We start from the raw sequence: 26,744 nt of genomic DNA, 5'->3' as shown, positions 1-26,744 counted from the left end.
GGATGGTTGTTCCGTCGTGCTCCAGCCTAGAGCGACTCAGACCTGGAGCGGCCTGAGCCGCCAGAGCCGGACGGGCATGTGGCTCACCCAGCCGAGTTCGTCCTGCCGCCGCTGCGCGGTCTCGCCGATCGCCCGGAAGAACTCGGCCCGCAGCGCGGGCGGCACCAGCCGGCTGTAGTAGTCGCCGAAGGTGGCGGCGTGGAAGTGCTCGTACTGGGTGGCGTCCTCGACGGTGACCACCGCGTCCCGCTCCAGGTACGAGTCCACCGTGAAGTACCGGGCCAGCAGCGCGTCGAGCTCCTCGGCCGGCCTGGTCCTGGTGCCGATCGGCAGCACCTCGCCGCGCTCGAACACCTTTGGTACGTCGGTGAGTTCGACACCGGTGGCGATCAGGGCGGCCCGCACCAGCTCGTCCTCGCCGCCGAGCCCGAACGCGTCCCGGGCCGGGTGGTAGGTGGTGAGCAGGAAGCTGCCGTCGGGGGTGAGCCGGTCGGCCACCCAGGAGAAGATCCGGTCCTCCACGGGGTACAGCCAGTGCAGGACGGAGGTCATGGTGACCACGTCGGCCTTCAGCGGCAGTGGCTGCGGGTCCGTCAGATCGGCCTGGTGCAGGGCGGTCCGGCCGGGGAAGCGGCTCAGCCGCTCGGCGGCCTCGGCGATCCGGTGCTCGGAGCGCTCCAGGCCGACGGCGAGCCGCAGGGTCGGGTGCCGGTCCAGGGCGGTCTCCAGCAGTTGGCCGATGCCGCTGCCGAGGTCGATCAGGGTCTCGGGGCTGCCGGTCACCTGGTCCAGCACCCAGTCCCGGTCGAGGACTTGGCGCAGTCGGCTGGCGTCGGCGTAGCCGGCCAGTGTGCTGGCCTGGATCTCGACGGCGGACGCGGTGGTCACTGCTGGGCCTCCTCGGGAGCGGGGGTGTCGATGAGCTGCAGCAGCCGCTCACGGACGCTGCTCTGGTCGTAGCGGTGGTAGATGTTGATCCGGTTGCGGGTCAGATCGCCCCGATGGACGTACTCGTAGAGGTCCTGCCGCTGGCCGAAGCCGTCCCCGGTCAGCTCCCAGGCCAGCCGGAACAGCCGGGACTTGTGCTCGGCGTCGATGCCGCGCCCGCGCATGTAGCGGTCCAGGTGCGGGCGCAGCCGGGGGTTGGCCAGGTCGCCCGCGGTGGGCTGCATCAGCAGTCCGGAGGCACCGATCTTGCGGACGATCTCGACCGCGCTCGCCGCGACCTCGGCCGACCAGACCCGGCTGGCGGCGGTGTCGCCGGGCGCCAGCAGTCCGCTGTCGGTGACCTTGGCCCGGGCCTCGGCGGCGTCCAGGAAGTACTCGGTGAGTTCGGCGTACCCGGCCAGCCGCCCCAGGTCCTCCTGGACGTTGCGGAAGCCGTCCACGCCGATCGACTCGGCCACCAGGGTCGCGGTGGCCAGCAGGGTGCGCAGCCGTTCGCGGTAGCGGACGTGGCCGATGTACGCGCTCCAGGCGTTGATCCGGCCCAGACCCTTTCGGGCCAACTCGCCGTCCCTGAGCAGGAAGACGCGGTCCCAGGGGACCAGGACGTCGTCGAAGAACAGCATCGCGTCCTGCTCGTCGAACCGGGCGCCGAGCGGGTGGGCGTGGCCCCACGGGGAGCTGCCGAGCGGCTCCCGGCAGAGGGTGAGCAGGCCGGGGGTGTTCAGCGGCAGCGCGAACCAGACCACGAACTGCTCGCCGCGCCGCTGGGTGAACGAGGCCGACAGGTAGACCAGCACCTCCTGGGCCAGCGGCGCCAGCGTGGTGAGCTGCTTGGCGCCGCGCACCACGATGCCGTGCTCGTTCTCCTCCAGCACCCGCAGCGCGAGATCGGGGTCGTCCACCGGGTCGGCCGAGCGGTCGATCTGCGGGTCGCCGAGGGCGTGCGAGAGCACCAGGTCGTTGCTCGACACGTGCCGGTACCAGGCCTCCGCATTGGCGCCGAACCGGGCGTCGCTGCTTGCCAGTTGGTGCCGGAAGTCGTACACGCCGAGCGCGATCGAGGCCATGAAGGCCGGGGAGCGGCCGTGCTGGCCGAGCGCCTCGGCGTGCCAGAACTCGGCGCTGCGGCGCTGCAGCCGGAGGTCCTCCAGGGTGCGCGGCGGCTGGTACGCGCGGGCGATCCGCTGCCCGGTGTCCGGGTCCTGCCAGGTCAGCAGGTCCCGGTGGGCCGGGTCGTGCTGGAGGTCGAGCAGCCGGGCGAGCTCCTCGGCGGCGGGCCGGAAGGCGGGGTGTTCGGCGGGGTTGTCGACACGGCGGCCGTCGAGGTAGAGCTCGCGGCCGTCGTCGAGTTCGGCCAGGTACCGCTCGCCCGTGAGCAGGCCCCGTCCGAGGGCGGGCGTGTCCAGCAGGGTCATGCGTTGGCTCCTGTCGAGGTCATGGCGTGGTCTGCGGCCAACTCGCGGTACTGGCCGTCGTGGTAGAGCAGGGGTGCGCCCGGGCTGCCGTCCACGGCCAGCACCTCGCCGATCAGCAGGGCGTGGTCGCCGCCGGGCAGCGCGGCCTGGAGCCGGCAGTCGAACCAGGCCAGGCAGTGGTCGAGGACCGGAGCTCCGGTCACCTCGGCGTGCATCGGGACGGTGGTGAACATCCCGAGCGCGCGGCCCGCACCGGGGGTGGCGAACCGGCGGCCGACCGCCTGCTGACCCGCCGCCAGCACGGATACCGCGTACCGGCCCTCCTTGCGGACGGCGGCGGCCAACGGGCTGTGCGCGGCCACCGCGACGCTGATCAGCGGCGGGTCCAGGGAGAGGGTGGTGAAGGAGGAGACGGTCTTGGCGAACACCTCGTCACCGTCCCGGGCGGTGAGCACCGCGACGCCGGTGGTCCAGTGGCGGGCGGCGGCCCGGAGGGCGTCCGACTGCCGCGGCCGGCTCATCGCAGCCCCACCCGGTAGGCCCGCAGCCACTCGTCGACCTGGACCAGGTGATCCAGACCGCCGACCGGGTTGGGCGCGGTCCGCGGACTGGGCAACGGCCGTCCGTCGGCCAGCAGTTGACGGACCAGCGCGCGGTCGACCAGGTCGAAGACCGGGGCCTGCGGGTCGGCCAGCAGCGCGTGCGCCCGCTCGGTGAGCACCTCGGTGTAGCGGACCGCCGGGGTGGAGGGGTAGCCGCTCTTCGGACGGTCCGTCACCTGCGGGGGCAGCAGGTCCCGGACGGCGTCCCGGAGCAGGCCCTTGGCGCGCCCTTCGGGTGCCTTGAGCGCCCACGGGACGTTCCACAGGTACTCCACAAGACGGTGGTCGCAGAACGGCACCCGGACCTCCAGGCCGACCGACATCGACACCCGGTCCACCCGGTCGAGCAGCGGCGGCAGCCAGCGGGTCAGCGCCAGGTGGAACACCTCGCGGACCCGGGCGTCGGCCGCCGACTCCCCCGCCAGCACCGGCACTTCGGCGATCGAGCGGCGGTACGCCTCGGCGGTGTACTCCTCGGGGCGGACCTCGGCCCTGACCTCGGGGCGGAGCAGCTCGGCCGGGGTGGCCCGGCCGTGCAGCCAGGGGAAGGTGCCGGCGGCCAGCGCCGCGGCGTCGTGGAAGTAGGGGTAGCCGCCGAAGATCTCGTCGGCCGCCTCACCGGAGAGCGCGACCGTGGAGCGGTGCCGCACCTCGCGGAAGAGCAGGTGCAGCGAGGCGTCCATCTCGCCCCAGCCGGGCCGGTCGCGGGCCCGCAGCACGGCGTCCCGGGCGAGCAGCAGGTCGTCGTCGGGTATCAGGACCGAGGTGTGCAGGGTGCCGATGTGCTCGGCGGCGGCCTGCACGTACGGGGCGTCCAGGGTGGTCCGCCAGGCGTCCGGGGTGCGGTCGGCGCTGCCGGGGAAGTCCACCGAGAAGCTGGTGATCTTGCCCTGGCCGTTCCGCTCCCGGGCGATCGCCGCCAGTGCGGTGATCGCGCTGGAGTCCACCCCGCCGGAGAGCAGCGTGCACAGCGGTACGTCGCTGAGCAGTTGGCGCTCCACCGCGTCGGCCAGCAGCTCCCGGACGTGTGCCCGGGTCGCCTCCGGCGAGTCGGTGTGGACGGCCGACTCCAGCCGCCAGTACCGGACTTCGGTGCTGGCGCCCCGGGTGATCCGGAGCAGGTGGCCGGGGCGGACCTCGTTCAGCCCCCGGAACAGCCCGTGCCCGGCGGTCGGGGCGGCGGGCAGTGCGAACAGCTCGGCCACCCCCGTCGCGTCGAGCTCGGCCGGGAACAGCGGGTTGGCCAGCAGGGCCTTGGGCTCGGAGCCGAACAGCACCCCGGTGCGGTGCGGGTGCCAGTACAGCGGCTTGATGCCCAGGTGGTCGCGGACCAGCAGCAGTTCCTCACCCCGGGTGTCCCAGACGGCGTACGCGAAGATGCCGTTGAACCGCTCCGGGGCGGCGGCCCCCCACTGCAGGTGCGAGCGGAGCACCACCTCGGTGTCCGAGTCGGTCCGGAAGCGGTGCCCGTACGACTCCAACTCCCGGCGCAGTTCCCGGTAGTTGTACAGCTCGCCGTTGTAGGCGAGCACCGCCTGCGGCGTCTCCGCGTCGGCCAGCGGCTGCGACCCGCCGTCCAGGTCGATCACCGAGAGCCTGCGATGGCCGAGCGCCAGGTGCCGGGAGAGCCAGACGCCCTCGGCGTCCGGGCCGCGGCAGGCCAGCGTGCCGGTCATCTCCCGGACGGTACGGCCCGCGTGCCGCAGGTCGGTGTCCCAGTCGAGCCAGCCGGTCAGGCCGCACATCACGCCTCCTGGCGGGGGTCGAGGTCGAGGTCGGGGTCGGTGGGCGCCGAGGCTTCCCAGCGGCAGCCGTGCCCGGTCGGGCCGCTCCGCAGCCGGTACTCCGGACGGAAGCCCTTGGCCCGGATGTTGGAGGAGGTGGCCTCGGTGCAGTAGGTGCACGGCGAGGCCAGGGTGAGCCGGACGCCGGTGCGGCGGGCCTGCTCGCGGTAGTCCCAGATCGCGCAGTGCGTGATGGTGAGCGCGGCCCGGTCGGCGCCCGGCGGTACGTCGTCGTCGAACTCGTAGTCGGAGCCGTACAGTTCGGCCTGCCGGGCGATCCGGTGGATCGGGTCGGCGGCACCCCGGCCGTGGTCCGGCTCCACCTCACGGTGCACGTCGGCATTGGACCTGGCCCACTCGGCGAGGGCGGGCTCGCCGTACCGGCCCACCAGGAAACGCTCCATCAGCGCCTGGCCCCGGAAGAACACCCGCTGCCACTCCGCCGCCCCGGCGGTCGCCTCGTCCGGCAGATCGGCGAAGATCGCGGACTGCAACGCGAACCAGTCGGTCAGGTGGATGCCGTCCCCCCGGGAGACCAGGTAGCGGGTCAGCCCGGCCTCGGCCTCGTGCAGGCGCTGGCGCCAGAGCGCCGAGCGTTCGGCCTCCGGCATGGTGCGGTACGGCGATCTGGGCTGCTCGTCCCAGCGGCCGGGGCCGGGGACAGCCACGGGCTGGGGAAGGACGGCGGTGGCCGGCGCGGGCTGCGCGGGCACCGCGGCACCCTCGGGCACATCGCTCAACGGACTGCTCCCTTCGGCGGATCCTGGCGTGTGCCTCCACGCTAGGAACCGGGCGACCTGCCGAAGTAGCCCCGAACGGACCCGGTTGGGGCGACCATCGGAGCACCGGACTACTCCGAAGGTCGCCCTCCGAGACGAGCCCCGCAGGGGCTCGGGGAACGGCGACGGTTCGTGGCTGGCGGGTATCACTGCGAAAGTGCCTGACCCGGTACGTACGGATCACCTTGCAAGGGTCGGCGTCGCAGTTCCCCGAGCCCCTGATGGCTGATGCCCGGAGGCAACCTCAGCCCGCGAGGCCGTGGCGGTGGGCGTACAGGGCGGCCCGTAGGCGGTCGGACTGGCCGATCTTGCGCATGGCCTGGGTCAGGTGCTTCTTCACCGTCGCCTCGGCGAGCGCCAGCTCGCGGCCGATCTCGGCGTTGCTCAGGCCCCGGGCCAGCTGCGCCAGCACGTCCCGCTCCCGGCCGGTCAACCCGACCTGCTGGAGCGGCGGTTCGGCCGCCTGACCGGCCAGGCTGGCCGGGTGGACCCGGGCCGGTGGCGGTGCGGGGAGGAACACCGACCCGCCGGCGGCGGCGAGTTGGACCGCGCCGATGATCCGGTCCTCGGACAGGTCGAGCGGGAAGCAGCCGCTGGCCCCGGCCAGCAGGATCCGGCCCGCCTCGGTGGTGGACTCGGCCCGGCGCAGCAGCAGCACCCGGGCCTCCGGTGCACCGTCCGGACCGCGCAGCGCGGCCACCATCGCCAGGTCGTCGCCGAGCGAGCCACCCCGGCCGAGCAGGATGACGTCCGGCCGGACCCGGCGGACCGCGGCCACCGCGCCGACCAGGTCGCCGGTGCTGCCGACCACCGCCAGGCCGGGCACGGTGGCCAGGACCGAGCGCAGACCGGCGCTGGCCACCGGATGACGCTCCATCAGGAAGATCCGGGTCTGCTCCGTGCGGTGGCCGCCGCACACCGGGTGGCCGCAGTCGCACGGCGCGGCCGGGCGGCGGCCGGCCGGATCGGTGAGCAGCTGGTGACCGGCGATCAGGTCGAGCGGGTTGTCGATCTCGGCGTGCAGGGCCTCGACCGCGACGGCGGGGGCTCCGCCGATGTGCGGGTAGCGGCGCGGGCCGGCCCGGTGGCCGCGCGCGGTGGACGGCGCGCTCCGGCTGGTCAGAGCCGCCATCACACACCGTCCGGGCGCTGGCTGAGGGAGGTGGGGTGAGCTGACAGGACGTGGTGAGACATGGCGTGCGGTCCCCTCGGACGTGGCGGGCCGGGCCCGGGGGCTCGGCACTGCGGCGGGCTCGGTACGACGGCCGCGAGCCGTGGGGGACGGGCGGCGGGCCGGACCGAGGCCAGGAGGTTGAGGGCGCTGCCGAGAGGGTGGTTGGCGGTCAGCGCAGGGGTGCGCGGGGACACAGCTCGTCGAAACACCGTCGGTGCCACGAGCCGCCGATCCCGACCAGGGTGAAGTCGGTCCGCCGGATTGCCATACCGGCACCCTAGGTCGGGGCCCGTAGCAGGTCAAGGACGGGACTGCGGTCCGGCGGCGGGGGCAGCGTGCTGCCGGGGCCCGCTCGTCCTATGACCAGGGGTATCCGCATGAACTCCTGACTGGCTGTCAACGGCCCGGACCCGCAACCTTCGTGACACCGGCTCGGCGCTGCCAGCCTGGTCCGCCCGTCCCCTCGCCATGGCCCGAACGCCCTTGCGCGGCCCATCCGGACGGCCCCACCCCGCATCCTCGGAAGGAAGTCCGCCATGCCCGCCGCCCCGCCCACCACTCCGCCGAGCGGGGTGTGCGGATGACCGGGTTCCTGCTGCGCCGGGTCCTGCTCGCGGTGCCGACGCTGCTGGGTGTGACGGTCGTGGTGTTCGCCACCGTGGCCCTGGTGCCGGGTGATCCGCTGACCGCCTTCCTCGGCCCCGGCGCGCCACCCGAGGCCCGCCTCGAGCTGTCCGAACGGCTCGGTCTGGAACGGCCGTTGCCGGTGCGCTACGTCGGCTGGCTGGCCCACGCGCTGCACGGCGACCTGGGGGTGTCGATCTCCGCCCAGCGTCCGGTGCAGGAGCTGATCGGCGCGGCGCTCGGCCAGACCCTGCTGCTGACCGGGGCGGCCTTCCTGCTGGTGCTGGCCGGCGGGGTGCTGCTCGGCGGGCTCGGCGCCGTCCGGCCGGACCGCCTGCCGGGCAAGGTCTGCGACGCGCTGAGCACCCTCGCGGTGTCCGCGCCGCAGTACTCGGTGGCGCTGCTGCTGATCGCGGTGTTCGCGGTCCAGCTGCGCTGGCTGCCCGCCGGTGGCACCCACGACGTGTTCGGCTCGGGCGGCCCGGCCGACCTGCTGCGGCACCTGGTGCTGCCAGCCGTCGCCGCCGCGCTGGTGCCGCTCGGGCTGACCGCGAAGGTGTTCCGGGCCGCGCTGGCCGCGGTGCTGGCGGGTGAACTGGCCGACAGCCTGCGGGCCCGCGGCCTGAGCCGGGCGGCCGTACTGCGGCACTGCGTGCACAACGCCTCCCCCGCCCTGCTCACCATCGGCGGCCTGCAACTGGCCTACCTCCTTGAGGGCGTGGTGTTCGTGGAGACCCTGTTCGCCTGGCCGGGCATCGGCCGCCTGCTGTTCGACGCGCTGTCCGCCCGCGACCTGCCGCTGGTGCAGGGCGGGGTGCTGCTGGTGGCGGTCGCCTTCGTCGGCATCAACCTGCTGGTGGACGCGGCGCACGCGGCCGTCGACCCCCGGGTGCGGAGCTGACCATGAAGCCGACCCTCCGTCAGGACCCCGTCCTGCTGCTCTCCCTCGGCGCCGCACTGCTGCTGCTCCTGCTGACCGTGGCCGCGCCGCTGGTCGCCCCGTACGACCCGGCGGCCGGCTCGCTCGACTCCCGGCTGCTCGACCCCGGCACCGCCGGGCACCTGCTCGGCACCGACGGCCAGGGCCGGGACGTGCTCAGCCGGCTGATCTGGGCGGCCCGCTCCTCGCTGGTCGGCGGGCTGGTACCGGTCCTGCTGGCCACCGTGCTCGGCACCCTGCTGGGCATCGCGGCGGGCCTCGGCGGGCGGCTGACCGAGCAGGGCCTGCTGCGCTCGCTGGACGTGCTGTACGCCTTCCCCGGCGTCCTGCTGGCCATCGCGGTGGCCACCCTGCTGCGGCCCGGCCTGGGCGCGACCGTCCTGGCACTGTCCGTGGTGCTCACCCCGGCGGTGGCCCGGGTCGGCTTCACCGAGGTCCGCCGGATCCGCACCGCCGAGTACCTGGAGGCGGCCCGGGTCAGCGGCGCGGGAGCCCTCGAACTGGCGGTGCGTCAGGTGCTGCCGGTGGTCGCACCGGTGGTGCTGGTGTACGCGTCCTCCCTGGTCGGGCTCGCCGTGGTGTACGCCGCCGGGCTCTCCTTCCTCGGCCTCGGGGTGGCCCCGCCGACCGCCGAGTGGGGAGCGATGCTGGACGAGCTGCGGCCCGCGCTGCTCACCCACCCCTGGGTGGCGGTCCAGCCCGCCGTGGTGATCCTGCTGGTCTCGGTGCTCTTCAACACCCTCGGCGAACGCCTGCGCCGCCGCCTCGGCGACAGCGGTGCCCAGCTGCCGGCGGTGACCCGATGAGCGCGGCGCTCACCGTCACCGACCTGACGGTCGGTTACCCCGGCGGGGTCCGGGCCGTGGCCGGGGTCTCGTTCGAGCTCGGCGCCGGGGAGGCGCTGGTGCTGCTCGGCGAGTCCGGCAGCGGCAAGACCACCGTCGCCCGCACCGTGCTCGGCCTGCCGGGACGCGGCGCCGAGGTCTCCGGCAGCGTCCGGCTCGGCGACACCGAACTGCGCGGGCTGACCGGTCCGGACTGGTCCCGGGTGCGCGGCCGCCGGATCGGCTACGTGCCGCAGGACCCGACCGCCGCACTGGACCCACTGCGCCGGATCGGCCCACAACTGGCCGAGGTGCTCCGGCGACACGGCGTGGCCGACGGACGGCGGGCCGCCAAGGCTGAGGTGCCCCGACTGCTGGAGCTGGCCGGTATCGGCGAACCCGAGCGGGTCGCCCGGAGCTACCCGCACGAGCTGTCCGGGGGCCTGCGGCAACGGGCCGCGATCGCCATCGCGGTCTGCTGCGGGCCCGAGCTCCTGATCGCCGACGAGCCGACCACCGCGCTCGACGCGCTGGTGCGCGGCCGGATCCTGGACCTCTTCGACGAACTGCGCCGGGACTGCGGCATCGCCCTCCTCCTGGTCACCCACGACCTGACGGCAGCCCGCCGGATCGGCGGCACGGTGGTGGTGCTGCAGGACGGCCGGGTGATCGAGTCCGGCCCCACCGAACGGCACACGCTGCACCATCAGGGGCTCGGGGAACTGCGACGCCGACCTCAGGAGCGTTCAACGTACCTAAATGGTCAGGCACTTTCGCAGTGACACCCACCAGCCACGAACCCTCGCAGTTCCCCGAGCCCCTAGGTAGTGCAACCTTGCCTCTGCTGACGATCGAAGCGGTCCACAAGAAGTACGGCCCCCGCACCGCCCTGGCCGATGTCAGCCTCCGAGTGGCCCCCGGCGAGACGGTCGGCCTGGTCGGCGAGTCCGGCTCCGGCAAGTCCACCCTGGCCCGGCTCGCGCTCGGGCTGCTCGCGCCGGACAGCGGCACCGTCCGCTTCGCCGACCAAGACCCGTACCGGCTGCGCGGCCGGAGCGCCCGCTCCGTCCGGGCCCGGCTCCAGTTCGTCCCGCAGCACCCGCGTGGCTCGCTCAACCCGGCGCTGCGCGCCGGCGCTGCGGTGGCCGACCCGCTGCGCCTGCACGGCACACCACGCCGGGACCGCCCGGAGCAGGTCGCCGAACTGTTCCAGCAGGTCGGCCTGAAACCGGAGCTGGCCCGGCGCTACCCGCGCGAGCTGTCCGGCGGGCAGCTCCAGCGGGTGGCGCTGGCCCGGGCCCTGGCCACCCGGCCCGAGCTGGTGGTCTGCGACGAGCCGACCTCGGCGCTGGACCGCAGCGTGCAGGCCCGGCTGCTCGACCTGCTGACCGGTCTGCAGGAACGGACCGGCCTGGCCTTCCTGTTCATCTCGCACGACCTGGCCGTGGTCCGCCGACTCGCTCACCGGGTGCTGGTGCTGCGCAACGGCGTGGTGGTCGAACAGGGCCCGGCCGAACAGCTCTGGTCCGACCCGCAACACCCGTACACCCGCGCCCTGTTGGACGCCGCCACCGACCAGCTTCCCAACCCGATCACGCACTGAGGACCGCACTATGACGCACCGTCACCCGCTCGCCCGTACCCGCTCCAGAGCCGTCGCCCTGCCGGCCGCCGCCCTTCTGCTGACCACTGCCGGCTGCGCCTCCGGCCCGGCCACCGGCCCCGGTTCGGACTCCGGCGGCAAGGGCCGGGGCGGCACCCTGGTGATCGGTGCCACCGGCAAGCTGCCCAACCCGGACACCGTGATCGGCGGGGCCGGTTTCGAGGGCAAGCGACTGGTCAGCTTCCAGATCTACGAGGGCCTGACCCGCTACGACCTGTCGGTCACCGACAAGCCGCCGGCCGTCACCGGCGCACTGGCCGAGTCCTGGCAGGTCGCGCCGGACGCGAAGACCTGGACCTTCACCCTGCGCAAGGGCGTCACCTTCCAGGACGGCACCGCCTTCGACGCGGACGCCGTGCTGTTCAACCTGGACCGCTACCTGAAGAAGGGCAGCGAGTACTGGACGGACGCGCTCGGCGCCGCCGCCAAGGAGTACGCGGGCGGCATCACCGGCTACCGCAAGCTGGACGCGGACCACGTCGAGCTGGTCACCAAGGACCCCAACGGCCACTTCCCGGAGGACCTGGCGCACGTCCTGATCGCCAGCCCGGCCGCCGTCCGGAGCACCGGCTCCGCGAAGTTCGCCCAACACCCGGTCGGCACCGGACCGTTCGCGTTCTCCTCGTACACCGAGGGCCAGCAGATCGAGCTGGTCGCCAACAAGACGTACTGGCGCGGCGCACCCAAGCTGGACAAGCTGGTGGTCAAGCCGCTGCCGGACGCCGCCGCCCGGACCGCCGCGCTCCGCTCCGGCGGGGTGAACTGGATCGAGTACCCGAACCCGGACGACCTCGACAGCCTGAAGGCCGACGGCGTCCAGGTCCTCACCAACAGCTACGACCACCTCTGGTACTGGATCCTGGACACCACCAAGGCGCCGTGGAGCGACCCCCGGGTCCGCCGCGCGGCCAACTTCGCGATCAACCGCCAGGCGATCGCCGACAAGCTGCTGCACGGCACCGCCGACCCGGCCTACCAGGCCGCGCCGCGGGCCACCGCCGCGTACGACAAGGCGGGTGACGCGTACTCCTACGACCCGGCCAAGGCCAAGCAGTTGCTCGCCGAGGCCGGTCTCTCCGGCGGCTTCGCCAGCTCGGTCACGGTGCCCACCGGGGGCTCCGGGAACCTGGTGCCGGTGCCGATCGCCGAGGCGATCCAGCGCGATCTGGCGGCCGTCGGCATCAAGGTCGAACTGCGCACCACCGACTGGTCGACGCTGATCGGCGCCGAGGCCAAGGGCGAGGTCGCGCTCGGCTCGGACGCCATCGCGCAGTCCACCACGCTGTTCCAGTCCGAGGCGCTGCTGCCGCTGTTCGTCGGCTCCAACAGCCCGTTCTGGACCGGGCATTACGCCAATCCGAAGGTGGACGAGCTGCTCAAGTCGGCCGCCGCCTCGCCCGACCAGACCAAGCGGCAGGCCGACTACCGGCAGGCGCTCGGGCTGGTGACCGAGGACGCGCCGTGGCTGTTCGTGGTCAACGACCGCAATCCCCGGGCCCTTTCGCCGAAGGTGCAGGGGCTGGTCCAGCCGCAGTCCTGGTTCCTCGACCTCACCACGGTCTCGGTCCGGCCGTGACCCCCACCCGCAGGAAGGCCACCCGATGACCGACACCGCACCTCCCAAGTGGGGCATCACGCTGCCGCTGCCCGGCCTGACCATCGACCGGCACCGCTTCATCGTCGAGCGGCTCCCCGACCTCGGCTACACCGACGTCTGGAGCGCCGAGGGCGGCGGTACCGACGCCTTCACCCCGCTGGCCGCGACCGCCGCCTGGTCGCCCAGCCTGCGGATCGGCACCGGCATCGTGCCGGTGCACACCCGGGGCCCGGCGGTGCTCGCGCAGACCGCCGCCACGCTGGCCCAACTGGCGCCCGGGCGGCTGCTGCTGGGGATCGGAGCGTCCGTCCCGGCGCACGTCACCGACATCAACGGCATCCCGTTCGACGAGCCGTTCAAGCGGACCAGGGACGTGCTGCGGTTCGTCACCCGGGCGCTGCGCGGCGAGCACATCGCCGGCGACTTCGACACCTTCTCGATCACCGGCTACCGACTGCCGCACCCGCCGGTCGAACCGGTCAAGGTGATCCTCGGCGCGCTGCGCCCCGGCATGCTCCGGCTCGGCTTCACCGAGGGGGACGGCGCGATCACCAACCTGCTGTTCCCCGAGGACGTGCCGAAGGTGCTGGACGCGGTCGGCCCGCAGCCGCCCGGCAAGGAGCTGGTGGTCAAGGTCTTCGTCTGCCCGACCGAGGACACCGACTACGCGCACCGCGCCAGCCGCCCGTTCCTGGCCTGGATCCTCAACCGGGAGCCGTACCGGAAGTTCCACGAGTGGCTGGGCCACGGCGAGTTGCTCGCCGACGCGCACAAGCTGTGGACCGACGGCGACCCGGAGGGCTCACAGGCCGCCCTGCCCGACGAGGTGGTGGACGGCCTGTTCATCTCCGGCTCCCCCGAGGAGTGCCGGGAGCGGATCATGCGCTACCACCGCCCCGGCGTCACCACCATCCAGCTGTACGTGTCGCTGCCGCCCGAGGTGTTCGTCAGCCGGGCCCGGCTGCTCGACACCCTGGCCCGGCTCGGCCCGGCGGCAGGCTGAGGAGGCGTGATGGAACTCGAACTGCGCGGCGGCGTACGGGCCGCCCCGGTCACCGGCCGGACCCCTCGGGAACGGCAGGCGCTACGGTTCGCCCCGGACCCACGGGACCGCACCGCCGACCCCGGGCACGTGGCCACGACCGCCCGGGAGAACGAGGAGGACGGGCTCGACAGCGCCCTGGTGGTGCAGTCGAGTTCCTGGCCGGACCCGTGGCTGGTGGGCAGTTGGGCCCTGGCCGCGACCAGTCGACTGCGGATCGCCGTCGCCCACCGGGTCGGCACCACCGCTCCGACCGTCGCAGCCCGCCAACTCGCCACCCTGGACCGGCTCTCCGGCGGCCGGGTAGCGGCCCACGTGATCGTCGGCTCCAGCGACCTGGACGTGGCCAGGGACGGCGACACGCTGGGCAAGGCGGACCGCTACCGCCGGGCCGACGAGTACCTGGGGCTGCTCCGGCGCTCCCTGACGGATGACCAGGAGTTCGACCACAAGGGCGAGTTCTACCAGGTCACGGGCGCACTGGCCGGACTGCGGCCCGAGCCGGGCGGTGAGCTGATCTCCTTCGGCGGCTCCTCCCCGGCCGGCGTCGAACTGGCCGCCCGGCACGCCGAGGTGTACGCCCTGCCACCGCTCCCGCTGCCCGACACCCGGCGCCGGATCGGCGAAGTCCGGGCCACCGCCGCCGGGTTCGGCCGGAGCCTGCGGATCTGGCGGCACCTCACCCTGGTACTGGCCGACACCGACGAGGCCGCCCGGCGCCGGGTCCAGGACCTGCGCCGGGACGCCCTGCGGCTCACCTCCGGTCCGGACGGGCCCCGGTTCGCCGAGGCCGTCGCACTGGACCGCGACCGCGAGCGCGGCCGGGTGCCGGACCAGCAGGCGGCCGAGCAGGTGGCCGCGTACATCCGCCGCTCGTTCGCCACCGCCTACGTCGGATCACCGGCCACCGTCGCCGACCGGATCGGCTCGCTGCACTCCGCCGGGGTGGACATCGTCCAGCTCGACCTGGCGGTGGAGACCGACCAGGACCGCGAGCTGCGGCGGGAGTTGGTCTCCCGGCTGCGGACCGGCAGCCACCGGCACGGCTGGTGACACCCTCCAGGAGCATCGATGACTGAGCCCGCGACACCTGGGCAGATCGTGATCAGCGGCTCGATCGCCACCGACCACCTGATGACCTTCCCCGGCCTGATCTCCGATCAGCTGCTGCCCGATCAACTGACCAAGGTCTCGCTCTCGTTCCTGGTGGACGGGCTGAAGATCCGGCGCGGCGGGGTCGGCGCCAACATCGCCCTCGGCCTCGGCCGGCTCGGCCTGCGGCCGCTGCTGGTCGGGGCGGCCGGGGCCGACCACGGGGAGTACGACGACTGGCTGCGCGCCAACGGCGTGGACACCCGGGGCGTGCTCACCGTCCCCGGCCAGTACACCGCCCGCTTCCTGTGCACCACCGACCGGGCGCAGAACCAGATCGCCTCCTTCCACCCGGGCGCGATGAGCCGGGCCGCCGACATCAGCCTCCCCGAGGTGCTCGGCCGCACCGGCCCGGCCCGGCTGGTGCTGATCGGGGCCGACGACCCGGCCGCCATGCTGCGCCGCACCGCGGAGTGCCGAGTGGCGGGCCTCCCGTTCGCCGCCGACCCCTCCCAGCAGCTCGCCCGGCTGACCGGCGATCAGGTCCGCACCCTGGTCGACGGTGCGCGCTGGCTCTTCAGCAACGCGTACGAGCGCAGTCTGCTGCTGGAGCGGACCGGGCTGACCGGAGCCGAACTGCTCGCCCGGGTCGGCACCTGGTTCACCACCCTCGGCGCGGACGGTGTGCTGATCGAGCGTCAGGGCGAACCACCGATCGAGGTCCGCCCACCACGCGAGCTCCGCCGGGCCGATCCGACCGGCGTCGGCGACGCCTTCCGGGCCGGCGTGCTGGCCGGCGAGGTCTGGGGACTGCCGCTGCCGGTCGCGGCCCGGGTCGGCTGCCTGCTGGCCACCCTGGCGCTGGAGTCGGTCGGGACCCAGGAGTACGTGTACCGGCCGGAGGACTTCCTCCGCCGGCTCGCCGAGGCGTACGGCGGGGAGACCGCCGAGCTGGTGCGGCCGCACGTGGCGGCGAAAACGGGAGGCCGGTCGTCGGTGGTGGGTGACAGCATGGCGGGATGAACGATGCCCCGCACCCCGCCACCACCCGCACCCGCGAGGACCTCGCCGCCCTGGTGGCGGCCGGCGCGCGGCCGAAGTACCTGATGTTCTGGGGCCACCGGCCGGAGCGGGACGGCAGCGTCGGCCCCGGCTCGCTGAGCCAGTGGTGGCCGTCCGCGTTCACCGTGGACGGCGTCCGGTACTCCACCGCCGAGCACTGGATGATGGCGGGCAAGGCCCGGCTGTTCGGCGACGAGGAGACCCTCGGACGGATCCTGGCCGCCCGCACCCCGGCCGAGGCGAAGAAGCTCGGACGACTGGTCCGCGGCTTCGACGACGGACGCTGGACGGCCGCCCGGTTCGACCTGGTGGTCGCGGGCAACCTCGCCAAGTTCGGCCAGGACCCGGCCCTCCGCTCCTACCTGCTGGGCACCGCCAACCGCGTCCTGGTCGAGGCCAGCCCACTCGACCGGGTCTGGGGCATCGGCCTCGCCGCCGACGCCGAACAGGCCCTCCGCCCGGCCGACTGGCGCGGCCTCAACCTGCTCGGCTTCGCCCTGATGGAGGCCCGCCAGCAGCTCTCCTCCTGATCAGGCACCACCAGGGGCTCGGGGAACTGCGACGCCAGCCTCGGAAGCGTGATCGCCGCGTAAAAGGTCAGGCACTTTCGCCTGAAGCCTGAGCCACGCCCGGGGTTTACCACTCCCGCACTTTGACCCCGTCCCGTGGTCGGCGCCGCCCACGCGGCGGAGCCGCACATCAGCAGAGCCCCGAGCCCCTGTCTGCCGAAGCCGTGTGCCTAAGGGTGCCGCTCGCGGAAGGCTGCGGCCTTGGCCCGGTTGCCGCAGGCGGACATGTCGCACCACCGCCGCACCCCCCGCCGCGACCGGTCCACGTACAGCCGCGTGCACGGCTCCCACGCGCACTCCCGGATCGGCGCCCCCAACGGCAGCGCCAACAGCTCCTGCGCCGAACGGGCCACCCCCGCCAGCACGGCCGCCGCACTGCCGGTGCGGCGCAGAGTGCCGTCCGGCCGCAGGTCCAGCCGGACCACCGGCCCGTCGGCGAGCCGGTTCAGCAGCCTGCGGTCGGCCGTGGGGTAGGGCTGCCCGGCCACCGCCGCCAGGCCCAACCGGTAGACGGCCTCCCGGAGTTGGCGGGCCTGCTCCAGGTCCTCCGGGCCCGCCGGGACCGGCTGGTCGACCAGCCCGGCCTCGGCCGTCCAGGCCCCCAGGTCGGCCGGCGTCCGCAACAGGTCGCGGGCCAGCGTGCGGCGCCGCTGCACGGTACCGACCAGATCGAGCGCGGGATCACCGGCGACAAAGACGAACTCGGACTCCATCCCCCCAGCATAGCCAACCAACTAACCCCTCAGACCGGTTGCACCGGTGATCGGCACCCCGTAGGCTACCGAGTAACCACTTAACACGGTTACCAGTCGACGGAGCCTGGCATCCCACCAAGTGACCCCATCTGCAAGGGAGTCGAGAATGGCGATCAAGGTAGCGATCAACGGATTCGGCCGGATCGGCCGGGGCTTCGTCCGCGCGGCCCTCCAGCAGGGCGCGGATCTGGAGATCGTCGCGGTCAACGACCTGACCGACGCCGCCACCCTGGCCCACCTGCTGTCCTACGACAGCACCATGGGCCGGCTGGAGCGCGAGGTCGAGGTGGACGGCGACGCCATCGTCGTGAACGGGCACCGGATCAAGGTGCTCGCCGAGCGCGACCCGGCCCGACTGCCGTGGGGCGAGCTGGGCGTGGACGTGGTGGTCGAGTCGACCGGCGTATTCACCGACGCCACCAAGGCCCGGGCCCACCTGGACGCGGGCGCCCGCAAGGTGCTGATCTCGGCCCCGGCGTCCAACGAGGACATCACCCTGGCCTACGGCGTCAACCACGACGGCTACGACCCGGACGTGCACCACATCGTCTCGAACGCCTCCTGCACCACCAACTGCCTTGCCCCGCTGGCCAAGGTGCTGGACGAGGGGCTCGGCATCGAGCACGGCCTGATGACCACCGTGCACGCCTACACCCAGGACCAGAACCTCCAGGACGGCCCGCACAAGGACCTGCGCCGGGCCCGAGCCGCCGCCACCAACATCGTGCCCACCTCGACCGGCGCGGCCAAGGCGATCGGCCTGGTGCTGCCGCAGCTGAACGGCAAGCTGAGCGGCTCCTCGCTGCGGGTCCCGGTCCCGGTCGGCTCGATCACCGACCTGACCGTCTACGTGGCCCGCCCGACCACCGTCGAAGAGGTGAACGCGCTGTTCGCCAAGGCCGCCGCCGAGGGCCCGCTGGCCGGGGTGCTCCGCTACTCCGAGGCACCGCTGGTCTCCAGCGACATCGTCGGCGACCCGCACTCCTGCGTCTTCGACGCCCCGCTGACCACCGTCGGCGGGAACGGACGGCACGTCAAGGTCTTCGGCTGGTACGACAACGAGTCCGGCTTCTCGCACCGGGTGGTGGACGTGGTCCGACTGCTCGGCGCCTGACCGGCCGCGAAAAACGCCGGACTCGTCTCCGTAACACAACTGCCTTGTTCTGCGGCCAGGATGACCCTTCAGGGACGGCCGGAAGACTCAGGACGGTGCGATGACGGTGCGCGAAATCGACCCCGGGGCGGCGGAGGACGTCCAGGCCCTGCGGTCGGAGCTGGACGAACTGCTACGGGCCCGCCGGTACGCGGCTCAGCGCGAACAGCGCCTCACCGAGGCCGTGACCAGCACCAACGACCCCGAACTGCACCGCCAGCTGGCCCAGATCCGCACCCTCAGGGACGGACTCGGCGCCCGCCACCTGGAGTTGAGTGAACGTCTGCTCGCGCTGGAGGACCACCGGCGCGAGCAGACCGCCGTTCCGGCCCGGCACCGCCCGACCGGCGCCCGGTTCGGCGGCGCGTACGAGGCGGCCCCCGCGCCGCAGCCCGCCCCGGCACCGGCCGCCGCCCCGATGCGCGGCGCCCGGTTCGCCGGAGTCAGCACCCCGGAGCCGCAGCCTCAGGCTCCGCAACCACAAGCCGCGCAGCAGCCGCCCCGCCCCAAAGCCCCCGAGCCGCGCAGCGCAGCCGAGTTGGCCACCCTGGCCGCCCGGATCACCGCCCTGCACGGCCGTGGCGCGGCCCAGGAGTCGGCCGCCGTCACCGCGCAGGCCGCGGTGGTGCTGGCTCCCGCCGATGTGGCCCGGCTGATCGCGCTGCTGCGCGCCGAGGGCCCGGCCGGCTCGGCGGGCTACCTGGCCAGGGCGGTCGCCCACGGCGCCGCCGGGCAGGCCGCCGGCACCCTGGCCGCGCTGCGCAGGACCGGTCTCTCCGAGGAGGCGGCCGCGCTGTTCCACGCGCTCTGGGGCTACCCGGCCGCCGAACTCCCGTCCCTGCTGGCCGCCTTGGAGCAGGCCGGGCTCTCCGCCGACGGCCTCACCCTGCTCTGGGAGTGGGGCTCGGCCCCGCCCGCCGACCTGGCCGCGCTGGCCGGCCACCTGCTGGCGGCCGGCCGCACCGAGGACGCGTACCGCCTGCTGCACCAGGCGGCGGGCCGCCGCACCGACGAACTCGCCGACACCGCCCTCCGGTTGGACGACCGGCTGGCCGAGGCGCTGACCCACCAGGTGGCCCGGCTGCGCTCCCCCGCCGACCTGGCCGACTACGCGACCGGGCTGGCCGCCTCGCCCGGCCACTACCGAGCCCTGCTGACGGCCGTCGGCACCCTGGACGAGAGCCGGGCCAGGGCCGCGCTGGCCGCCCTGCGCAGCATCGGCCTGCCGGTCCAGTGAACGCGCGATGCCCCCGACCTCAGAAGGCCAGGGGCATCGCCAAACGCCGCTAGCAGCCGATCAGGCGCGCACCCAGGTAGGACTTCACCTGGTCGAGCGAGACCCGCTCCTGCGCCATCGTGTCACGCTCGCGGATGGTGACCGCGTTGTCCTCGAGGGTGTCGAAGTCGACCGTGACGCAGAACGGCGTACCGATCTCGTCCTGGCGGCGGTAGCGCTTGCCGATCGCGCCCGCGTCGTCGAACTCGACGTTCCACGCGGTGCGCAGGTCGGCCGCCAGGCCGCGGGCCTTCGGCGACAGGTCGGCGTTGCGCGACAGCGGCAGCACCGCGACCTTGACCGGGGCGAGCCGGGGGTCGAGCCGCATGCCGACCCGCTTCTCCATGACGCCCTTGGCGTTCGGCGCCTCGTCCTCGAAGTAGGCGTCGATCAGGAAGGCCAGCATGGCGCGGTTCAGACCGGCCGCGGGCTCGATGACGTACGGGTAGTACCGCTCGCCGGACTCCTGGTCGAAGTACTTCAGGTCCTGGCCGCTGGCCTCGCTGTGCACGGTGAGGTCGTAGTCGGTGCGGTTGGCCAGGCCCTCGAGCTCGGAGAACTCGCTGCCGCCGAAGTTGAAGCGGTACTCGATGTCCACCGTGCGCTTGGCGTAGTGGGACAGCTTCTCCTTCGGGTGCTCGAAGAAGCGCATGTTCTCGGTCCGCAGGCCGAGGTCGACGTACCAGTCCCAGCGCTGCTGGAGCCAGTACTCGTGCCACTGCTCGTCCTCGCCGGGCTTGACGAAGAACTCCATCTCCATCTGCTCGAACTCGCGGGTGCGGAAGATGAAGTTGCCGGGGGTGATCTCGTTCCGGAAGCTCTTGCCGACCTGGGCGATGCCGAACGGCGGCTTCTTGCGCGAAGTCGTCTGCACCGCCTTGAAGTTGGTGAAGATGCCCTGCGCGGTCTCCGGGCGCAGGTAGGCCAGGCCACCCGCGTCCTCGGTGACGCCCAGGTGCGTCTTCAGCATGCCCGAGAACTCCTTGGGCTCGGTGAAGCCGCCCTTGTTGCCGCAGTTCGGGCAGTTGATGTCGGCCAGGCCGTTGGCCGGGACCTTGCCGTGCTTGGCCTCGTACGCCTCCTCCAGGTGGTCCGCGCGGAACCGCTTGTGGCAGGAGAGGCACTCGGTCAGCGGGTCGTTGAAGGTCGCGACGTGACCCGAGGCCTCCCAGACCTCGCGGGCCAGGATCACCGACGAGTCGAGCCCGACGACGTCCTCCCGAGCGGTGACCATCGAACGCCACCACTGGCGCTTGATGTTCTCCTTGAGCTCGACGCCCAGCGGTCCGTAGTCCCAGGCGGCGCGGGTGCCACCGTAGATCTCGCTGCAGGGGTAGACGAAGCCACGGCGCTTGCTCAGGCTGACGATCGTGTCGATCTTGTCGGCGGCCACAGTGCTCTCTTCAGTACGACGTCACAGGAGGACGGCACGGTCAAGGCGCGGCTGGTTGCACGCACCCGAATACCTCCAGAGGTTACCGGGCGTGGTGGTGCGGGGTTCAAATCGGTATTCCGCGACCGGTCGGTGTGTCGAACCGATGATCGGCCTGTTCGATGATCGATCGAGTTGACAATCATTTCCAGTTAAGTTGAGAATGGTTGTCATGATGTTGCGACGCCTCCCCACCTCCATAGCCCTGACCGCCACCGCCGCCGTCGGCGCCCTCCTCCTCACCGCCTGCGGCGGTTCGAGCAGCGCCAAGGGCACCGACGGCAAGCTGGACGTGGTGGCGTCGTTCTACCCGATGGAGTACCTCGCCCAGCAGATCGGCGGCGAGCACGTGAAGGTGACCGGCCTCACCAAGGCCGGCGTCGAGCCGCACGACCTGGAGCTGACGGCCAAGCAGGTCGCCCAGGTCAAGGGGGCCGACGCGGTGGTCTACCTCAAGGGCCTCCAGCCGGCCGTCGACAAGGCCGTCGCGCAGACCGACTCCAAGCACGTGATCGACGCCACCGCCGCCTCCCCGCTGGTCGACCACCACCTGGACGAGGGCCACGCCGAGGGCGACGGCCACGAGCACGAGGGCGCCGCCGGCGACCCGCACATCTGGCTCGACCCGAACCGCTACGCCACCGTCGCCAAGAGCGTCGGCGCCGAGCTGGCCAAGGCCGACCCGGCGCACGCCGCGGACTACCAGAAGAACACCGACCAGACGGTGGCCGATCTGGCCGCGCTGGACCAGGAGTTCAAGACCGGCCTGAAGGACGCCAAGGGCAAGTCCTTCGTCACCAGCCACGCCGCCTTCGGCTACCTCGCCGACGCGTACGGCATCAACCAGATCGCCATCAACGGCGTGGACCCGGAGGCCGAGCCCACCCCGGCCAAGCTGGCCGAGGTCCAGCAGGCCGCCAAGCAGCACGGCGTCACCACGATCTTCTTCGAGACCCTGGTCAGCCCCAAGCTCGCCGAGACGGTCGCCAAGGACCTCGGTCTGAAGACCGCCGTCCTGGACCCGCTGGAGGGCGTCAAGGACCCGGCCAAGGAGACCTACTTCTCGGTCATGCGGCAGAACCTGCACAACCTCCAGACCGCTTTCGGCATCACCGGCTGACGGGACATCGGATACCCATGAGCGCTGTCATACCCGCGGCGGCGAAGGCGCGGCACCCCCGTGAGGCGGGTGCCGCGCCCGCGGTCGTCTGTCTCTGCGACGCCGTCGCCTCGCTCGGCGGCCGCCCCGTACTGCGCGGCGTGGACCTCAAGGTCCGCCCCGGCGAGGTGGTCGCGCTGCTCGGGGCCAACGGCTCCGGCAAGTCCACCACCGTGAAGTCGGTGATCGGCGCCGTCCCGCTGGAGCGGGGCGGCCTCGAACTGTTCGGCACCCCGTTCGCCAAGTTCCGGGCCTGGCACCGGATCGGCTACGTGCCGCAGCGCACCACCGCCGCCGGCGGGGTGCCCGCCACCGTCCGCGAGGTGGTCTCCACCGGACGGCTGCCGCAGCACGGCCTGTTCCCGTTCCGCCGCAAGGACCGGGCCGCCGTCGACCGGGCGCTGGCCCAGGTCGGCATGCTGGACCGGGCCGAGGACGGTGTGGCCGGGCTCTCCGGCGGCCAGCACCAGCGGGTGCTGATCGCCCGCGCGCTGGTCGGCTCCCCCGAACTCCTCATCATGGACGAGCCGATGGCCGGGGTGGACGTGACCAGCCAGCAGGTGCTCGCCGACACCCTGCGCCAGGAGGTCGGCCGCGGCGCCGCCGTCCTGCTGGTGCTGCACGAACTCGGGCCGCTGGAGCCGCTGATCGACCGCACCGTGGTGCTCCGCGACGGCTGCGTCGCGTACGACGGCCCGCCGATCCCCAGCACCGGCCAGCACGCGCTGCCCGGCCACGACCACGTGCATCCCCACGAGGACGACCACCTGACGACCCCTGGACTGCTCGCATGACCGAGATGCAGATGCCCTCCGGGCGGGTGGGTGGTGCTGTAAGGCGCGCGCTGCCCGACCACCTGACGACCCCTGGACTGCCGTCATGACCGAGATGCTCAGCTACGACTTCATGCAGCGGGCGCTGATCGCCGCCGTGCTGGTCGGGATCACCGCGCCCGCCGTCGGCATCTACCTGGTGCAGCGCCGGCAGGCGCTGATGGGCGACGGCATGGGCCATGTCGCGCTCACCGGGGTCGGCCTCGGCTTCTTCTTCCAGACCAGCCCGGTCTGGATGGCCGTGCTGGTCTGCGTGCTCGGCGCCGTGGTCATGGAGCTGGTCCGCTCGCGCGGCAACCAGCGCGGCGACATCGCGCTGGCGATGCTCTTCTACGGCGGTATGGCCTGCGGAAAGATGCTGGTCAGCATGAGCGCCCAGGCGGGCAACGGCAGCCTGGAGAGCTACCTCTGGGGCTCGATCCTGACCGTCGCGCCCAGCGACCTGATCACCATCACGGTGCTGGCCGGCGTGGTCATCGCGGTCACCATCGGCCTGCGCCGCCAGCTGTTCGCGATCTGCCAGGACGAGGAGTTCGCCCGGGTCACCGGCCTGCCGGTACGGGTGCTCAACCTGCTGCTCGCGGTGATGGCCGCGGTCACCGTCACGGTGGCGATGCGGGTGGTCGGCCTGCTGCTGGTCAGCGCGCTGATGGTGGTTCCGGTGGTGGCGGCCCAGCAGCTCACCCGCTCGTTCGCGATGACCCAGGCCGCCTCGATCGGGGTCGGCGTCACGGTCGCGGTGGCCGGGGTGGCCGGCTCGTACCAGGCCGACCTGCCCTCGGGACCGACCATCGTGCTGCTGGCGATCGTGGTCTTCGCGGTGCTCAGCGCGGTCGCCGCCCCGCTGGCCAGGCGCCGGCACCGGGCCGCGGACGACCGCGGCCCCGAGGTCTGCGAGGTCCGGCTGCCCGATCAGCAGCGGGGCGACGCGGAGGATTCGGTCACCAGTCGGGGGCTGGCACAATGAGGTGCCAGACCACCCCACGACCAGGAGGACCCACGGTGACCACCGCAGGCCCGTCGCGCGCCCGATCGACCCGGCAGCGAGCCGCCGTCTCGGCGGCCCTGGACGAGATCGAGGACTTCCGCAGTGCGCAGGAGCTGCACGACCTGCTCAAGCACCGGGGCGACTCGGTCGGCCTGACCACGGTCTACCGCACCCTGCAGTCGCTGGCCGACGCCGGTGAGGTGGACGTGCTGCGCACCGCCGACGGCGAGGCGGTCTACCGCCGCTGCAGCAGCGGGCACCACCACCACCTGGTCTGCCGCAGCTGCGGCTCCACCGTCGAGGTCGAGGGCCCGGCGGTCGAGCGCTGGGCCAACTCGATCGCGGCCGAGCACGGCTACAGCGACATCGCGCACACCCTGGAGATCTTCGGCACCTGCGCGGAGTGCACCAAGAAGGCCTGACCCCGCACGCACCGAGGGCCCGTACGCGATCCGCGTACGGGCCCTCGGTCCGTGGTCAGCGCTGGGCCGGGACCTCGACCTCGTTCGGGATGGCCCCGCCGAACCGGCGGTCGCGCATCGCGAACTGCTCGCAGGCCCGCCACAGGTCGCGGCGGTCGAAGTCCGGCCAGAGCACGTCCTGGAACACGAACTCGGCGTAAGCGCTCTGCCAGAGCAGGAAGTTGGAGGTGCGCTGCTCGCCGCTCGGGCGCAGGAAGAGATCCACGTCCGGCATGTCGGGGTGGTAGAGGTACTTGGCGATGGTCTTCTCGTTGACCTTCGACGGGTCCAGCCGGCCGTCGGCGACGTCGCGGGCGATCGCCGCCATCGCGTCCGCGATCTCGGCCCGGCCGCCGTAGTTGACGCACATGTAGAGGGTGACGGCGTCGTTGTTCCTGGTCTGCTCCTCGGCGACCTGGAGCTCCTGCACCACGCTCTTCCAGAGCTTGGGCATCCGCCCGGCCCAGCGGATCCGGACGCCCATCGCGTCCATCTCGTCGCGGCGGCGGCGGATCACGTCCCGGTTGAAGTTCATCAGGAACTTCACCTCGTCGGGGGACCGCTTCCAGTTCTCGGTCGAGAAGGCGTACAGCGACACGTTCTTGACGCCCAGCTCGATCGCGCCCTTGAGCACGTCCAGCACCACCGACTCGCCGATCTTGTGGCCCTCGGTGCGGGGCAGCCCGCGCTCCTTGGCCCAGCGGCCGTTGCCGTCCATCACGATCGCGACGTGCTCGGGCACCAGCTCACCCGGAAGCTTCGGCGGCACGGCGCCGCTCGGGTGCGGGGTCGGGGGGAGGTACTCCCGCTGCTTGCTGCCGAAGAGCCGTCGCGCTGCCATGCTCACTTCTCCACGTATCTCATCGAGCGGATACCCCGCTCCAGGTGCCACTGCAGGTAGGCCGCGACCAGGCCGCTGCCCTCCCGCCAGTACCGGGACTCACATCCGTCCGCCGTCCGCCAGTCCCCTGACAGCAGCGCGCCGAGCAGTACCAGTGTCTCAGGGGAGGGTACGGCACAGCCAGGCACGCGACAGTCAGCGCAGAGCACCCCGCCCGCCTGCAGCGAGAAGAACCGGTTGGGGCCCGGCAGCCCGCACTTCGCGCAGTCGGTGAAGCTGGCGCCGTAGCCGTTGACGGCCAGCGAGCGGAGCAGGAACGCGTCCAGCACCAGGTGCGACTGGTGCGTCCCGGCGGCCAGCGTGCGCAGGCCGCCGACCAGCAGCAGGTACTGCTGGACGGCCGGCTCGCCCTCGTTCTCCGCGAACCGCTCGGCGGTCTCCAGCATCGCGGTGCCCGCCGTGTAGCGGCCGTAGTCGGTGACGATGGTGCCGCCGTACGGCGCGATGGTCTCCACCTGGGTGCAGAGCGGCAGGCCCCGGCCGATCAGGTCCGCACCGCGGCTGAAGAACTGCACGTCCACGTGGGAGAACGGCTCCAGCCGCGCCCCGAACTTCGACTTCGTCTTACGGATGCCCCGCGCCACCGCACGCACCTTGCCGTGCTGACGGGTCAACAGGGTGATGATCCGGTCGGCCTCGCCCAGCTTCTGGGTGCGGAGCACGATGCCGTCGTCCCGGAACAGACTCATGCCCCCATTGTCCCGTACGCCACCGACAGGCCCGCCCAGGGCAAGCCGCAACCGCCTGCGGCGAGCTCAGGGGGGACCGCCGAAAAAGAAGCCGCCTGCGGCGGGCTGTCTGAGCCGAACTCGCCCCTGCCGCCCAAAAAGCCCGCCGCAGGCGACCCGTACACAGCCGTGGGCCCCGCACCCGGTCTCGTGGGGGGACCACTTGGGTGCGGGTCACGGCGGGCCCGGAGGGGGGAGTCGGGCCCGGCCTGTGGGGGTCAGTGGGGGGCGTTGGTGGCTGCCTCCAGCAGTTCGTCGACCCGGCTGCCGGGGAGCTTGAGGCAGCGGCCGACGGCCGCCAGGGCGGCGCGCTCCTGGGGGAGGTAGCGCCCGTCGGCCAGCGCGATCCAGGCGCCCTGGAGCACCAGCCGCTCCCGGCCCGGCTGGGCCAGGTGCGGGGCCAACGGCTCGATCGCGGCGTGCAGTTCGACGGTCAGCCCGCTGCCGGCACCGGCCAGGTCGAGCGGTGCCTCGCCGCCGACCCCGGAGAGCGCGGCCAGCGCGGCCAGCACCTGGGCCTCGCCGCAGTCCTCGAAGCCGGCCTCGCGGATCACGCCGCAGGCCGCGTCCCGGGCCGAGCGGCTGCCGGTGCCGCCGGCCGCGAGCACGGCGAGCGCGACGGTGTACTGGGCGTCCCGCAGCATCGCGGCCAGCCGGACGCAGGTGAGTTGGTCGAGGGTCTCGACGCCGTAGCGGCGGTGGCAGGAGGTGCACTGCACGCAGCCGGTGACCGGGCCGACGGGCAGGACCGGGGTGCCGAGCAGCCGCAGCCACCGCCGACCGTGTTGCCGACGGTAGTTGCGGTCCCCGCCACAGCCCGGACAGAAGAAATCACCGAGGACATCAGTCCGCCAGCGCGGGCGGACACCCCACAACCCTGTCACGGCGCCACTCCCCAGACATGGCAGGCGGCCTGCACAACAATGGGCAGGTCACGCGACCG

26 protein-coding genes are annotated in these 26,744 nt (G+C 72.9%); 15 read left to right on the top strand and 11 right to left on the bottom strand.

Features of this window, described 5'->3' with window-relative positions; translation table 11 throughout:
* Positions 1-36: 36 nt before the first annotated feature.
* From F4556_RS24845 to F4556_RS24820, 6 genes are all read right to left on the bottom strand, one after another.
* Positions 37-888 (bottom strand): class I SAM-dependent methyltransferase, encoded by an 852-nt coding sequence (locus F4556_RS24845; protein WP_184919720.1) that lies wholly within the window; start codon positions 886-888, stop codon positions 37-39.
* A complete protein-coding gene (locus F4556_RS24840) occupies positions 885-2,363 on the bottom strand; it encodes a 4-hydroxyphenylacetate 3-hydroxylase family protein (RefSeq protein WP_184919718.1) in 1,479 nt (492 codons plus the stop codon). Before F4556_RS24840 ends, F4556_RS24845 begins: the two co-directional genes overlap by 4 nt.
* Entirely contained in the window at positions 2,360-2,884 is a 525-nt protein-coding gene (locus F4556_RS24835; RefSeq protein ID WP_184919716.1) for a flavin reductase family protein, read from the bottom strand. Before F4556_RS24835 ends, F4556_RS24840 begins: the two co-directional genes overlap by 4 nt.
* Positions 2,881-4,710 (bottom strand): asparagine synthase (glutamine-hydrolyzing), encoded by a 1,830-nt coding sequence (gene asnB, locus F4556_RS24830; protein ID WP_184919714.1) that lies wholly within the window; start codon positions 4,708-4,710, stop codon positions 2,881-2,883. The genes F4556_RS24835 and asnB overlap by 4 nt, the downstream gene beginning before the upstream one ends.
* A complete protein-coding gene (locus tag F4556_RS24825) occupies positions 4,710-5,489 on the bottom strand; it encodes a hypothetical protein (RefSeq protein WP_184919713.1) in 780 nt (259 codons plus the stop codon). Before F4556_RS24825 ends, asnB begins: the two co-directional genes overlap by 1 nt.
* A gap of 283 nt (positions 5,490-5,772) precedes the next feature.
* Positions 5,773-6,660, bottom strand: coding sequence for a LuxR C-terminal-related transcriptional regulator (locus F4556_RS24820; RefSeq protein WP_184919711.1), 888 nt, complete (start codon positions 6,658-6,660; stop codon positions 5,773-5,775).
* Between the two features lie 622 nt (positions 6,661-7,282).
* Here F4556_RS24820 and F4556_RS24815 point away from each other — a divergent pair.
* Genes F4556_RS24815 through ybiA form a run of 9 tightly spaced genes read left to right on the top strand, consistent with a single transcriptional unit; the run spans position 7,283 to position 16,076 of the window.
* A complete protein-coding gene (locus F4556_RS24815) occupies positions 7,283-8,227 on the top strand; it encodes an ABC transporter permease (protein ID WP_184919709.1) in 945 nt (314 codons plus the stop codon).
* Positions 8,228-8,229: 2 nt separating this feature from the next.
* Positions 8,230-9,072, top strand: coding sequence for an ABC transporter permease (locus F4556_RS24810; protein WP_184919707.1), 843 nt, complete (start codon positions 8,230-8,232; stop codon positions 9,070-9,072).
* Positions 9,069-9,872 (top strand): ABC transporter ATP-binding protein, encoded by an 804-nt coding sequence (locus tag F4556_RS24805; RefSeq protein ID WP_184919705.1) that lies wholly within the window; start codon positions 9,069-9,071, stop codon positions 9,870-9,872. Before F4556_RS24810 ends, F4556_RS24805 begins: the two co-directional genes overlap by 4 nt.
* 53 nt (positions 9,873-9,925) lie before the next feature.
* Positions 9,926-10,693 (top strand): ABC transporter ATP-binding protein, encoded by a 768-nt coding sequence (locus F4556_RS24800; RefSeq protein ID WP_184919703.1) that lies wholly within the window; start codon positions 9,926-9,928, stop codon positions 10,691-10,693.
* Between the two features lie 10 nt (positions 10,694-10,703).
* On the top strand, positions 10,704-12,329 hold the full coding sequence (locus tag F4556_RS24795; RefSeq protein ID WP_184919701.1) for an ABC transporter substrate-binding protein: 1,626 nt from the start codon (positions 10,704-10,706) through the stop codon (positions 12,327-12,329).
* 25 nt (positions 12,330-12,354) lie between these two features.
* On the top strand, positions 12,355-13,353 hold the full coding sequence (locus tag F4556_RS24790) for an LLM class F420-dependent oxidoreductase (protein ID WP_184919699.1): 999 nt from the start codon (positions 12,355-12,357) through the stop codon (positions 13,351-13,353).
* A 9-nt stretch (positions 13,354-13,362) separates the two neighbouring features.
* Positions 13,363-14,445, top strand: coding sequence for an LLM class flavin-dependent oxidoreductase (locus tag F4556_RS24785; RefSeq protein WP_184919697.1), 1,083 nt, complete (start codon positions 13,363-13,365; stop codon positions 14,443-14,445).
* Between the two features lie 18 nt (positions 14,446-14,463).
* Entirely contained in the window at positions 14,464-15,507 is a 1,044-nt protein-coding gene (locus F4556_RS24780; protein ID WP_184919695.1) for a PfkB family carbohydrate kinase, read from the top strand.
* Entirely contained in the window at positions 15,504-16,076 is a 573-nt protein-coding gene (ybiA, locus tag F4556_RS24775) for a riboflavin biosynthesis intermediates N-glycosidase (RefSeq protein WP_184919693.1), read from the top strand. The genes F4556_RS24780 and ybiA overlap by 4 nt, the downstream gene beginning before the upstream one ends.
* Positions 16,077-16,285: 209 nt before the next feature.
* On the opposite strand, the gene F4556_RS24770 is transcribed toward ybiA, so the two are convergent.
* Positions 16,286-16,828 (bottom strand): CGNR zinc finger domain-containing protein, encoded by a 543-nt coding sequence (locus F4556_RS24770; protein WP_184919691.1) that lies wholly within the window; start codon positions 16,826-16,828, stop codon positions 16,286-16,288.
* 148 nt (positions 16,829-16,976) lie between these two features.
* Here F4556_RS24770 and gap point away from each other — a divergent pair, with 148 nt between their 5' ends.
* Both gap and F4556_RS24760 read left to right on the top strand, forming a co-directional pair.
* On the top strand, positions 16,977-17,984 hold the full coding sequence (gene gap, locus F4556_RS24765) for a type I glyceraldehyde-3-phosphate dehydrogenase (protein ID WP_184919688.1): 1,008 nt from the start codon (positions 16,977-16,979) through the stop codon (positions 17,982-17,984).
* A gap of 100 nt (positions 17,985-18,084) precedes the next feature.
* On the top strand, positions 18,085-19,260 hold the full coding sequence (locus tag F4556_RS24760; protein ID WP_184919686.1) for a hypothetical protein: 1,176 nt from the start codon (positions 18,085-18,087) through the stop codon (positions 19,258-19,260).
* Positions 19,261-19,309: 49 nt separating this feature from the next.
* Here F4556_RS24760 and F4556_RS24755 read toward each other — a convergent pair whose 3' ends face one another.
* Positions 19,310-20,692: a glycine--tRNA ligase gene (locus F4556_RS24755; RefSeq protein WP_184919684.1), complete on the bottom strand. Its 1,383-nt coding sequence runs from the start codon at positions 20,690-20,692 to the stop codon at positions 19,310-19,312.
* Positions 20,693-20,903: 211 nt separating this feature from the next.
* Here F4556_RS24755 and F4556_RS24750 point away from each other — a divergent pair, with 211 nt between their 5' ends.
* The 4 genes from F4556_RS24750 to F4556_RS24735 all read left to right on the top strand — a co-directional run bounded on the left by F4556_RS24750 (position 20,904) and on the right by F4556_RS24735 (position 24,133).
* The gene (locus F4556_RS24750; RefSeq protein WP_184919682.1) at positions 20,904-21,851 is read left to right on the top strand and encodes a metal ABC transporter substrate-binding protein; all 948 of its coding nucleotides are present in this window, start codon (positions 20,904-20,906) and stop codon (positions 21,849-21,851) included.
* Between the two features lie 17 nt (positions 21,852-21,868).
* Positions 21,869-22,684, top strand: a complete 816-nt coding sequence (locus F4556_RS24745) for a metal ABC transporter ATP-binding protein (RefSeq protein ID WP_184919680.1) — start codon at positions 21,869-21,871, stop codon at positions 22,682-22,684.
* Between the two features lie 85 nt (positions 22,685-22,769).
* Positions 22,770-23,690, top strand: a complete 921-nt coding sequence (locus tag F4556_RS24740) for a metal ABC transporter permease (RefSeq protein ID WP_376775745.1) — start codon at positions 22,770-22,772, stop codon at positions 23,688-23,690.
* Positions 23,691-23,725: 35 nt separating this feature from the next.
* On the top strand, positions 23,726-24,133 hold the full coding sequence (locus F4556_RS24735) for a Fur family transcriptional regulator (protein WP_184919678.1): 408 nt from the start codon (positions 23,726-23,728) through the stop codon (positions 24,131-24,133).
* A gap of 55 nt (positions 24,134-24,188) precedes the next feature.
* Here F4556_RS24735 and F4556_RS24730 read toward each other — a convergent pair whose 3' ends face one another.
* The 3 genes from F4556_RS24730 to F4556_RS24720 all read right to left on the bottom strand — a co-directional run bounded on the left by F4556_RS24730 (position 24,189) and on the right by F4556_RS24720 (position 26,685).
* Positions 24,189-25,013 (bottom strand): isoprenyl transferase, encoded by an 825-nt coding sequence (locus tag F4556_RS24730; RefSeq protein WP_184919676.1) that lies wholly within the window; start codon positions 25,011-25,013, stop codon positions 24,189-24,191.
* 2 nt (positions 25,014-25,015) lie between these two features.
* A complete protein-coding gene (gene recO, locus F4556_RS24725; protein WP_184919674.1) occupies positions 25,016-25,762 on the bottom strand; it encodes a DNA repair protein RecO in 747 nt (248 codons plus the stop codon).
* 257 nt (positions 25,763-26,019) lie between these two features.
* Positions 26,020-26,685: a TerB family tellurite resistance protein gene (locus F4556_RS24720; RefSeq protein WP_184919672.1), complete on the bottom strand. Its 666-nt coding sequence runs from the start codon at positions 26,683-26,685 to the stop codon at positions 26,020-26,022.
* Positions 26,686-26,744 lie beyond the last annotated feature (59 nt).

This window comes from Kitasatospora gansuensis, assembly GCF_014203705.1.
Lineage (GTDB): Bacteria > Actinomycetota > Actinomycetes > Streptomycetales > Streptomycetaceae > Kitasatospora > Kitasatospora gansuensis.
The sequence above is the reverse complement of the archived record's forward strand: the minus strand, read 5'-3'. Positions and strand labels throughout refer to the sequence as shown.